An 11,495-nucleotide genomic window follows, 5' to 3' on the forward strand; every position below is an offset into this window, starting at 1 on the left:
GTCCCGCGGACTGATGCGGCCGACGGACCGACCGGTGCCGGCCCAGGTGACCGCCCGCCGACGGCGGCCATACTGTCGCTGCCTTGAGGCATGATGGAGGCATGCAGTCGCAGGGGCCCGCCGGCACATCCGGCGGCACATCTTCGGTGGACTCCATGGGCCAGTTCAGCCGGCCCACCAGGGAGTGGTTCCTTGGCGCCTTTTCCGAGCCGACCCCTGCCCAGCACGGTGCCTGGAGCGCCATTTCCTCGGGATCGCACGCGCTGGTCGTCGCCCCCACCGGTTCGGGGAAAACGCTCGCCGCCTTCCTGTGGGCCCTGGACAGACTGCTGGTTGCCGGGGCAACGGCCGGCGGCCCCGCAGAGCAGGAGGACAGCCAAAAAGCCGACGGCGGGAATCCTCCCACCGCCGCCAAACAGCCCAGAGCCAGGCCGCCAAAGCGGAAAACCCGCGTCCTGTATATTTCGCCGCTCAAGGCGCTTGGCGTCGACGTCGAACGCAACCTCCGTTCACCCCTCATCGGCATCACCCAGACGGCCAAGCGGCTGGACCTGCCGGCCCCGCTGATCACCGTGGGCGTCCGGTCCGGGGACACAACGGCGTCTGACCGCCGCGCCCTGCTCAGCAACCCGCCGGATATCCTCATCACCACTCCGGAATCGCTGTTCCTCATGCTGACATCCAGGGCCCGGGAAACCCTCAGCGAGGTGGACACCATCATCGTGGACGAAGTCCACGCCGTGGCCGGCACCAAGCGCGGCGCCCACCTCGCCGTCTCACTCGAGCGCCTCGATGCGCTGCTGCCCAAACCGGCCCAGCGGATCGGCCTGTCCGCCACCGTGGAGCCCCGGGAGCTCGTCGCGCAGTTCCTGGCCGGCTCGGCCCCGGTCGAGATCGTGGCCCCGCCGTCCCGCAAGAACTGGGACCTCACCGTCTCTGTCCCTGTGGAGGACATGTCGGATCTCCAGGGCGCGGCCGGAGCCTTCGATTCAGGTCCTGCCTCAGGGCTGCAGCCGCAGGCCTCCATCTGGCCGCATGTGGAGGAGAAGATCGTGGACCTGGTGCTGGCGAACCAGTCCACCATCGTTTTCGCCAACTCACGGAGGCTCGCCGAAAGGCTGACCGCGCGGCTGAACGAGATCCATGCCGAGCGGCAGCTCATGGCTGTCGGCGGCGGTTGGGAGGAGCCGGCGCCCGACCTGTCAGGCTCCCTCCCGACCTCCACAGCCACCCCCGCCCACATGATGGCGCAGGCAGGAAGTACCTCCGGCGCCGAGCCGCTGCTGGCCAGGGCCCACCACGGCTCCGTCTCCAAGGACCAGCGGGCGCTCATCGAGGATGACCTGAAGTCCGGACGGCTGCGCTGCGTCGTGGCCACGTCGTCCTTGGAACTCGGCATCGACATGGGCGCCGTGGACCTTGTTGTCCAGGTGGAGTCCCCGCCGTCCGTGGCCAGCGGCCTGCAGCGCGTGGGCCGTGCCGGACACCAGGTGGGCGAAATCTCGCAGGGCTACCTCTTTCCGAAACACCGGGCCGATCTCGTCCACACCGCGATCACCGTGGAGCGCATGCTGGACGGCAAGATCGAACGGCTCAGCGTTCCGGCGAACCCCCTGGACATCCTGGCCCAGCAGACCGTCGCGGCGACGGCCCTGGGCAGCATCGATGTGGAGGAATGGTTCGCCACCGTGCGGCGCTCCGCACCGTTCGCCACCCTCCCGCGCTCCGCCTTCGAAGCCACCCTCGACCTGCTGGCCGGACGCTACCCCTCGGACGAATTCGCCGAACTCCGGCCCCGCATCATCTGGGACCGCAACGCCGGGACCATCGAGGGAAGACCCGGCGCGCAGCGCCTCGCCGTCACATCCGGAGGCACCATCCCCGACCGCGGGCTGTTCGGCGTCTACATCATCGGCACCGAAGTTGAGGGATCGGCCTCACCTTCCGGCGGGGACGCCGCCGGCAGGGTTTCCGGCACGCCCGCTCCCGCAAAGGGCGGCCGGCGCGTCGGCGAGCTCGACGAGGAGATGGTCTACGAATCCAGGGTCGGCGACATCTTCGCCCTCGGCGCCACGAGCTGGAAGATCGAGGACATCACGCACGACCGCGTGCTGGTCTCCCCCGCCTTCGGCCAGCCCGGCAAACTGCCGTTCTGGAAGGGCGACTCCCTGGGGCGGCCCGTTGACCTCGGCCGCGCCCTTGGCGCGTTCGTCCGCGAACTGTCAGCGTCCGACGTCGGCCCGGCAACCGAACGCTGCAAGGCCAGCGGCCTTGACGACTTCGCCGCCAACAACCTGCTCCAGTACCTCAATGAGCAGAAACTGGCCACCGACGTGGTGCCCAGCGACACCACGCTGGTGGTGGAACGCTTCCACGATGAACTCGGCGACTGGCGGGTGATCCTGCACAGTCCGTTCGGGATGCCCGTCCATGCCCCCTGGGCACTGGCCGTGGGCCAGCGCCTCCAGCAGCGCTACGGCCTGGACGGCTCCGCCATGGCCGCCGACGATGGCATCGTGCTGCGCGTTCCCATGATGGAGGATGAACCGCCCGGCGCGGAGCTCTTCCTCTTTGACCCCGAGGAGCTCGAGCAGATCGTGACGGCCGAGGTTGGTGGCAGCGCCCTGTTCGCCTCGCGCTTCCGGGAATGCGCGGCCCGTGCCCTGTTGCTGCCGCGGCAAACCCCAGGCAAACGGCAGCCACTGTGGCAACAGCGCCAGCGCTCCGCCCAACTGCTCGACGTCGCACGGAAGTACCCCGCGTTCCCCATCGTCCTGGAGACTGTGCGCGAGTGCCTGCAGGATGTCTATGACCTGCCGGCCCTGAAGGACATCGCCACATCCGTGGAACGCCGCGAGCTGCGCATCGTCCAGACCACCACCCAGCAGCCGTCGCCGTTCGCCAAGTCCCTGCTGTTCGGCTACGTGGCCCAGTTCCTCTACGAGGGAGATTCTCCGCTGGCGGAGCGCAGGGCCGCCGCGCTGGCCCTGGATTCCACGCTCCTCAACGAACTCCTCGGCCGAGTGGAGCTGCGGGAACTGCTGGATGCCAGGGTCATCGAAGCGACCGAGCGCGAGCTGCAGCGTCTTGCCCCGGACCGCAAGGTACGGGGCATCGAGGGGGTCGCCGACCTGCTTCGGCTGCTGGGCCCGTTGTCGCCGGACGAGGTCGCAGCCAGGCTCGATCCTGTTGGACCTGCCGACACCGGGCTGGCGGAACCTGTCGAAACCAAGCCGACAGCCGAGCGTGCCGACAGCCCGCCGTCCGAGGCCACGCTGGCGGACGCGGCCTCGCACCTCTCCGCACTCCAGCGGGCCAACCGCGCCATCAGGGTGAGCGTCGGGGGCGTCGAGCGCTACGCGGCGGTGGAAGACGCCGCCAGGCTGCGGGATGCCATTGGGGTTCCCCTTCCCATGGGTGTGCCCCTGGCTTTCATCGAGCCGGTGGCGGATCCCCTCGGCGACCTCGTCTCCCGGTATGCGCGAACGCACGGTCCGTTCACCGCCACGGAGGCCGCAGCGCGGCTCGGGCTTGGTGTCGCCGTGGTGGGCACTGCGCTGAAACGGCTCGCCGCCGACGGCCGCGTGGTGGAGGGTGAGTTCCGGCCCCATATCGAGCCGGCGGCGGAGTCCGCCCCGGATGCCTCCGGAAGGCAGAACGACGGCGGTTTTGCGGCGGCTGAGGACGACGAGCATTCCGGCCCCGGTTCGCCTGCCGCGACGGTTCCGCCGTCCACCGTCGTGCTGCCCGCCCACAGCGAATGGTGCGACGCCGAAGTGCTGCGCAAGCTCCGCCGTCGTTCGCTGGCCGCACTGCGGGCAGAAGTGGAGCCCGTCGACGCGACAGCCTACGGCCGGTTCCTGCCCGCCTGGCAGAACGTGCGGGGTCCGGGAACCCGCCGAGGCCAACCGGCGCTGCGCGGGCTGGACGGAATAGTCACTGCCATTGACCAGCTCTCCGGGGTGCCCGTTCCGGCGTCGGCCTGGGAGCCGCTTGTGCTGGCCAGCCGTGTGTCCAACTACCAGCCCGCCATGCTGGACGAGCTCATGGCAGCCGGTGAGGTCCTCTGGTCCGGGGCAGGTTCCCTGCCCGGCAACGACGGCTGGATCAGCATGCATCTGGCCGATTCGGCGGAACTGACGCTGAATCCGGCCATCGACTTCGAACCCGGTGATGCCCAGCGCAGGCTGCTGGACCACCTGCAGACCGCGGGGGGCGGCTACTTCTTCCGGCAGCTTACCGACATTGCTGGCGGGATGGACGCCGTGCTCAGCGATCAGGATGTGGTGTCCGCGCTGTGGGACCTGGTGTGGGCGGGCCGCGTGACGGGTGATACGTTCGCGCCCGTCCGCGCCCTCATCGCCGGCGGGCACACGGCCCACCGCCAGGTAGCCCGCGCTCCCCGCGCCCGTGCTCCGCGGATGAGCAGGCTGGGACGCTCGCATGGAACGGGCCTGCTGGGTTCGCCGGGCCTTTCCGGCGGGCGGTACGGCACCGTCACCGGACAAGCCCCGACGCCGCCGCTGGCTGCGGGCCGGTGGTCGGCCCTCCCCTCCCCTGAGCTCGATGCCACCATTCACGCCCGTGCCACAGCGGAACTGCTCCTGGACAGATACGGTGTCGTTACCCGCGGATCGGTCATGGCGGAAAACATTCTGGGCGGCTTCGGACTCATGTACAAAGTGCTCGCGCGGCTGGAGGAGGCCGGGCGCTGCCGCCGGGGCTATTTCATCGAGCACCTCGGAGCGGCCCAGTTCGCCGTTCCTGCCACAGTGGACCGCCTGCGCTCCTATTCTGAGGACACCCAGCTTGCCAAACCGGAACCCGTGGCTTTGGCCCTCGCCGCCACTGATCCGGCCAACCCCTACGGCGCCGCGCTGCCCTGGCCGGCCCTGAGCATCGAAGCCGGCAGCGGCCACCGTCCCGGCCGCAAGGCCGGAGCGCTGGTGGTGCTGGTCGACGGCGCCCTGGCGCTGTACGTGGAACGCGGCGGCAAGACACTCCTCGTTTTCATTGAGGACGATGCGGTGCTGGCAGCCGCCGGCGCGGCGCTGGTCGATGTCGTGAAACGCGGCGCAGTGGACAAGCTGGTCATGGAGAAGGTCAATGGCCACAGCATCCTGGACACGCCGGCTGCGGCGGCTTTGACGGCGGCGGGCGCCTACTCCACTCCGAAGGGGCTGAGAATCCGTGCCTGAGGGTGATTCGATCTGGCGCGCTGCCCATCAGCTGCATGGCGCCCTCGCCGGCCAGAAACTGACCGCCTCGGACTTCCGTGTGCCGCGCTTTGCCACGCTCAATCTCCGGGGCTGGACAGTGGAGGAAGTGGTTCCGCGGGGCAAGCACCTGCTCATGCGGCTGGCCGGTCCGGACGGTGAACGGCTGACCATCCACTCCCACCTCAAGATGGAGGGCAGCTGGCAGGTCTACCCGCCCGGCGGACGCTGGCGGAAGCCGGGGTTCACCGCCCGGTGCGTTCTGCGCACGCCGGTGGCGGACGCCGTCGGTTTTTCCCTCGGGCTGCTGGAAGTCATCAAAACCTCCGAGGAGGACAAGGCTGTGGGGTATCTGGGGCCGGATCTCCTGGGCCCGGACTGGGATCCGGCGGAGGCCGAGCGGCGCGTGGCATCAGCGCCGGACGTTCCGATCGGTGTCGCGTTGCTGGACCAGCGAAACCTCGCCGGCATCGGCAACATCTACCGCTGCGAGGCCTGCTTCCTTTCGGGAATCCACCCTGCCTCGCCAGTCTCGGCAGTGGCGGACCTGCCGGCCCTGTTCACCGATGCCAAACAGCTGCTCGAAGCCAACCTCGGCCCCGGCCGGCGCACCACCGTGCTGAATGCGCGAGGCACGCCGGCAGGCAGGGCAGGCGGCCGCCCCGGGTACTGGGTCTACCGGCGTGAGCACCAGCCATGCCTCCGCTGCCGGACCCCCATCCGTCACGGCGTGCTGGGCCGGACCGTGCCGCGCAGTGGCTTGCCGGCGGCCATCCCGACCACCACCGGTATGCAGGATGGGGGTGCGCCGGGTGGGGGCGCGGCGGGCATCGGCGTACCTGCGGGTATGCCGGCGGGTGCACCGGCGCGTATTCCGGCGGCAGGCATTCCGGAGCTGGTCACGGAGGAGCGCGACATCTACTTCTGCCCGAAATGCCAGCCGCTGTTGGGCGCGGCCGGCACCTGACGCCCGCAACAGCATCCGAGCCGGCGCTGCCCCTCCGACGCACAAATTGCCACGGGATGCGCAAAAGGTCCGGCGACGCGGGTATTCCCGTCGCGTGAGGTTATATGCGTGTCGCCAGGTCATATGCGGGTCGTCAGACCGTTTGGGTAGCGTCAGCCGTCCGTGCCGATTCCGGGGCCGCCGCTGGAACGGCTGCCGCTGGAACGGCTGCCGGGACCATGAAGTACGGCAGCAGGATCTGCACCAGCGGCCCGATGGCCAGCGCATACACCACGGTGCCCACGCCGACGGATCCGCCAAGCAGCCAGCCCGCGCCAAGAACCACCACCTCGATCAGCGTCCTGGAAACCCGAACCGACCATCCGGTGCGCCGCGCCAATCCGGTCATGAGGCCGTCGCGCGCCCCCGGACCAAACCGTGCGCCGATGTAGCAGGCGGAAGCAATGCCGTTGAGCACCACGGCGCCGGCGAGCAGGGCGATCTGGCCTCCAAGGTGCGAAAAGGCGGGGATCAGGGCGAGGCCGATGTCGGCGAATAGGCCCACGAGCACGGCGTTGCAGAGCGTGCCGAATCCGGGCCACTGCTTCAGCGGAATCCACAGCAGCAGCACCAGGAAGCTGACGATGATCACCACCGCCCCGATGCTCAGCCCGGTCCTGCCAGCGAGTCCCTGATGGAACACGTCCCACGGATCCAGGCCCAGCCCGGCGCGGATGAACATGGCCAGTGAGATGCCGTACATGGCAAGGCCGGTGAAGAGCTGGAGCAGTCTGCGAGTCATCATTGACCTATCTTGTGTGACAACTGGCCTTGTTTTCCATGGCCAGTTTGAAATACTGGCCTTATGTCCGGATCCCTCAGCCCCGCAGCACTCGCACGCCTCCTGGGCCGGTGGCACCGCGGCGCGTCCCCCGCGTACCGCGAGCTGGCCGACGTCGTCCGTCTTCTCGTGCTCGACGGCCGCATTCCCCTGGGAACCGCGCTCCCGAGCGAGCGGACGCTGTCCGACACGCTGGACGTCAGCCGGACCACCGTGACCGCCGCCTACGCAAGCCTGCGCGAACAAGGATTCCTGAGCAGCGGCCAAGGCACCCGCGGCCGCACCTGCCTTCCGCGCAGCTCCGGCGCTGGCTCAGGCACAGAGGCAGGCGCGGAGACAGGCACAGCATTTTCGGGCGCTCCCGGCCTCGCCGTTCCCGACGGCGTCATCGATCTCGCCTACGCGTCCCTCCCGGCCAGCGGCGAGGTGGTGCACCGGGCCTTCGCTTCGGCGCTGACCGAACTGCCGGCGCTCCTGCCCGGATTCGGCTATGACGCGCTGGGCGTCCCAGCGCTCCGGGAGGCCATCGCCGCCCGCTACTCCGCCGTCGGGGTGCCCACCGCACCGGCCCAGATTCTGGTGACCTCGGGAGCCCAGCATGCCCTGAATATCGTGCTGCGGGCGATGGCCGGCAAGCAGGACAGGGTGCTGGTTGAGCAGCCCACGTATCCAAACGCCCTCGATGCCATCCGGGCGCAGGGCTGCCGGATGGTCCCGGTGGCACTGCCTCCCGCGCCTGAATCCGGATGGGACCTGGACTCGGTGGAGACCGCCCTGATGCAGCAGCGGCCCAAGCTGGCGTACGTCGTCCCCGACTTCCACAACCCCACAGGACGGCTCATGCCCGACGCCCAGCGCCGCCGGCTGGTCCGCGCCGCCGCGGCGTCAGGCACGGTGCTGGTGGCGGACGAGACCCTTCGGGAACTGAACCTCGACGGCGGAACCGCGGCGCCGCTGGCAGCCTTCAGTCCCGCGGTGGTTTCCATCGGCTCGTTGAGCAAGTCGCACTGGGCGGGGCTTCGCACAGGCTGGATCCGGGCCTCCGAAAGCATGATCCAGCGCTTTGCCGCCGCCAGGACCACGATGGATCTCGGCGGCCCGGTGGTGGAGCAGCTGGCCGCTGCCCACCTGGTCCGGGCCCTGGATGAGCCGCTGCCGGCGCGCCTGGCCGCACTCAGGGAAAGCCGGACGGCGCTGCTGGAGCTGCTCGGTGCCCACCTGCCGCAATGGCAGCCCGAAAGGCCCGACGGCGGCCTGGCCGTCTGGTGCCGGCTGCCCTCCGCCAGCAGCACAGCGCTGACCGTGATCGCACCCGACTTCGGCATCCGCCTCGCAGCCGGACCGCGCTTCGGCGTGGGCGGCGTCTTTGAGAACCACCTCCGCGTGCCGTTCACCCTGCCGCCGGACAAGCTGGAGCAGGCGGTCCTGGCACTGCGCTCGGCCCAGGACCGGCTGGACGCCTCCCCTCAGCTGCGCAGAACCCTCAGGGATTCCCCGGCCGTGGCCATCGCCTGACTCTCGGCGATTAAGCAGCCGAAGACGCGTCACCCGGGGCTGGGCCGCCTGACACGTCCGCCACCATGGTCCGGCACGTAGAATGGACCGGTGATGCAATCCCCCCTCCCCGTGCGCGACGGCGTGAATGCAACCCGCCTTCGCCTGCCGGACGAGGGGCCGTGGGACACCGCGATGGACTACATGATGCACCGATGGGGCCACATCGACCCCCAGGGCATTGAGGACAGGTTCGACGCCGGCGAGATCGTGGGCGAGGGCGGTATCCCCCTGGACCGCCGGACGCGGCTCGAGGACCACACGTTCATCTGGTACTACCGCACCCTCCCGCCGGAGACGCGGCTGCCCGTTGAGCTGAACATCCTGCACCAGGACGATCACATCCTCGTCGTGGACAAACCCCATTTCCTTCCCACCACGCCCGGTGGAACCTACATCCAGGAATCCGCGCTCGTGCGGCTGCGGAACCAGCTGAACCTTCCGGACCTGATTCCCATGCACCGGCTCGACCGCATGACGGCCGGCATCCTGCTGCTCTCCACCAACCCGGAAACGCGCGGCAGATACCAGGTGCTCTTCGAGAAACGCGAAGTGCAGAAGGAATATGAATGCGTGGCCGCCGCTGAGCCCGCGGCCGGGCACCCCGCCGTCGACTTTCCCGTCGTGGTGCGGAACCGGATGACCAAGTCCCGCAGCTACCTGCTCGCCGAGGTCATCGACGGCGAGCCGAATGCCGAAACCCGGATTGACCTGCTGAAGACGTTCGACGCCGTAACTGCCGACGGCGGGCAGCCCGCCACTGCGGCTCCCGCGGACGCCGGGTCCTCCGGCCACCGGGGCCGGCGCCTGGGCCTCTACCGGCTGGAGCCACACTCGGGCAAGACCCACCAGCTGCGGGTGCACATGGCATCGCTGGGCCTGGGCATCCTGCACGATGCCTTCTACCCGGAACTCCTGGACAAGGCCCCGGACGACTACACCAAGCCGCTTCAGCTCCTCGCCCGCGGGATCCGTTTCGTGGATCCGATCACGGGGAAGCCCGTGGAGTACCGGAGCCGGCTCGAGCTGAGCGAGGCCCGCTAGCCGCCGGGTTCTTGCAGGGCCTGCCGGAAGATCTCGGCGGTCTCCACGCTGAACAGCACGAATTCCACCAGCTCCACCCTTTGCTCACCGTCCTTCCGCGGACGGCCGGCGTAGGCGTGGACCGCCTCAATCCCCACCTGAGCCACGGTGCGGGCATCCCACCCGTAAACGCCTGCGCTGACAGCCGGAAACGCCACGGACCGAGCCCCTAGACCCTCGGCTATCCGCAGGCTCTGGGTGAAGCAAGAGGCAAGCAGCGCCGGGTTGGTCTGGCCGGCGTGGCGGTTCGGCCCAACCGTGTGGATCACCCACTTCGCCGGCAACCGGAATCCCGGCGTGGCAACGGCTGCACCAACCGCCAGGCCGTGCTGCAGCTCCCCGGCGCGGAGCCCGCGGCAGGCCTCCAGCAGTTCCGGCCCTGCTGCCCGGTGGATCGCGCCGTCCACTCCGCCGCCGCCCAGCAACGAGGAATTTGCCGCGTTGACGATCGCGTCTACAGGCCGCCCGGTGATGTCGCCCTGAACAATGTCGATCTGCATGCAGCCAGTGTGGCACCGCTGCCGGTTGGGGCGAAGACCCTCGGATCCCCCGCCGGCAATAAGTGCGGTACCTTGGCCGCATGGACTTCGGCAACGCGGACAACTGGGGGGCCGCGATCTATTTCTGGATCGTCCCGGCGGTACTGGGCGACGCCATCTTCCCGCCCATCCCCTCAGAGATGGTCCTCATCACCGGCGGCGCACTCTCCGCCGAGGGCCGTGCCAACCTGTTCCTGATAGGCCTCCTGGCAGCTTCGGCCTCCTGGGCGGGCGACGTTGTGGTGTTCCAGCTGTTCAAGCGGCGGCTGAGCCATGTGCTGGACCGCTGGCGGTGGGGCAGGAAACTGCACCACGGCATCCATGAAGCGATCGCCAAGGCGGGGCGCTCCTCAACGTACGGCACCATCATTGGGGCGAGGTTCATTCCGGGAGGCCGGCTCGCAACATCCGCCGCCGCCGGGATCGCCGACGTCTCCTCGGGAGGCTTCAACCTCTGCGCGGGGCTGGGCGGGGTTCTCTGGGCCACGTGGCTCGTCGGGCTCGGCTACTTCACCGGCTCAGCGACCCAGTTGCCCTTCTGGGCCAGCTCGCTCATCGGAGTGGCCGCCGGCCTCGTGGTCGGCGCCGTCGTCGGGGTTATCGCCACCCGGCGCCGCGGCAGCAGGTCCCCGGTCGACGAGCCTGACGAGCCGGCGTAGCCGGACCCCTGACAGACCCCCCAAAGGGTCAGACGGGCGCCCACTTGCCGCGGCTGCGGCGGAGCACCACGAGCGGGCCGGTCACCGCTACGCGCTCGACGGCGTCGCGCATCATGGCGGCCGACTCCAGCGCCTGGTGGTTCTCACCGCTGCATTCGGTGGGCTCCACGAGGAACCGGAGGTTCAGCTGCGGCACACCCCCGGCCAGTTCCAGCTGGTTCGCCTCCACGTGGTGGCGTGTGCCCAGGGCGTCGACGGCTGCGGCCATCACGGCTTCGGGCGGATTGCCCGGCTTCAGCCCGGTGATCTTCAATCTGGTCTGGAACGACGGCATGGACTCCAGCTTAACGGCGCGGGAGATGAAAATTGGGCAGTTGCGTTTTTTCTGGGTCGAGCCTATGTTTGCAAAAAGGGGCGCGATCATGCACGAACTCTCTGTCACGCAGAGCCTTGCTGGCGCCGTTCTGGACCTTGCAGGAGAACGGCCGGCCACTGCACTCAACGTCGGTACCGCCCTGTTCCCGTTCTATGGCTGCGGCCGCACCGACGTCCGCAGCGGCCGAAAACTCAGACTGATGTCCGCGGAGGTGCCATAGAACAATGCGTACAACGTGCGGGTGCGGCAACGAGGCCTCCATCCGCATTTCATACGGGCAC

The 11,495-nt window shown here is 69.1% G+C and carries 9 protein-coding genes; 6 read left to right on the forward strand and 3 right to left on the reverse strand.

What is annotated here, in order from left to right:
* Positions 1-155 precede the first annotated feature (155 nt).
* On the forward strand, positions 156-5,198 hold the full coding sequence (locus tag AC6CH3_RS16945; RefSeq protein WP_498133549.1) for an ATP-dependent helicase: 5,043 nt from the start codon (positions 156-158) through the stop codon (positions 5,196-5,198).
* A complete protein-coding gene (locus AC6CH3_RS16950; protein WP_498133515.1) occupies positions 5,191-6,183 on the forward strand; it encodes a DNA-formamidopyrimidine glycosylase family protein in 993 nt (330 codons plus the stop codon). Before AC6CH3_RS16945 ends, AC6CH3_RS16950 begins: the two co-directional genes overlap by 8 nt.
* Positions 6,184-6,316: 133 nt before the next feature.
* Here AC6CH3_RS16950 and yczE read toward each other — a convergent pair whose 3' ends face one another.
* Entirely contained in the window at positions 6,317-6,967 is a 651-nt protein-coding gene (gene yczE, locus AC6CH3_RS16955; RefSeq protein WP_498133516.1) for a membrane protein YczE, read from the reverse strand.
* A 60-nt stretch (positions 6,968-7,027) separates the two neighbouring features.
* Here yczE and yczR point away from each other — a divergent pair, with 60 nt between their 5' ends.
* Entirely contained in the window at positions 7,028-8,518 is a 1,491-nt protein-coding gene (yczR, locus tag AC6CH3_RS16960) for a MocR-like transcription factor YczR (RefSeq protein ID WP_498133517.1), read from the forward strand.
* A 93-nt stretch (positions 8,519-8,611) separates the two neighbouring features.
* Positions 8,612-9,601 carry an RluA family pseudouridine synthase gene (locus AC6CH3_RS16965; protein ID WP_498133550.1) on the forward strand — a complete coding sequence of 330 codons (990 nt, stop codon included), beginning with the start codon at positions 8,612-8,614 and terminating at the stop codon, positions 9,599-9,601.
* Here the strand turns inward: AC6CH3_RS16965 and AC6CH3_RS16970 are convergent.
* The gene (locus tag AC6CH3_RS16970) at positions 9,598-10,140 is read right to left on the reverse strand and encodes an O-acetyl-ADP-ribose deacetylase (RefSeq protein ID WP_498133518.1); all 543 of its coding nucleotides are present in this window, start codon (positions 10,138-10,140) and stop codon (positions 9,598-9,600) included. The genes AC6CH3_RS16965 and AC6CH3_RS16970 overlap by 4 nt on opposite strands.
* 80 nt (positions 10,141-10,220) lie before the next feature.
* Between AC6CH3_RS16970 and AC6CH3_RS16975 the strand changes: the two genes are divergently transcribed.
* Positions 10,221-10,838, forward strand: a complete 618-nt coding sequence (locus AC6CH3_RS16975) for a DedA family protein (RefSeq protein ID WP_498133519.1) — start codon at positions 10,221-10,223, stop codon at positions 10,836-10,838.
* 28 nt (positions 10,839-10,866) lie between these two features.
* Here AC6CH3_RS16975 and AC6CH3_RS16980 read toward each other — a convergent pair whose 3' ends face one another.
* Positions 10,867-11,172, reverse strand: coding sequence for a hypothetical protein (locus AC6CH3_RS16980; RefSeq protein ID WP_498133520.1), 306 nt, complete (start codon positions 11,170-11,172; stop codon positions 10,867-10,869).
* A gap of 88 nt (positions 11,173-11,260) precedes the next feature.
* Between AC6CH3_RS16980 and AC6CH3_RS16985 the strand changes: the two genes are divergently transcribed.
* The gene (locus AC6CH3_RS16985) at positions 11,261-11,434 is read left to right on the forward strand and encodes a hypothetical protein (protein ID WP_498133521.1); all 174 of its coding nucleotides are present in this window, start codon (positions 11,261-11,263) and stop codon (positions 11,432-11,434) included.
* Positions 11,435-11,495: the final 61 nt, after the last annotated feature.

Source organism: Arthrobacter sp. GQ119 (assembly GCF_059759125.1).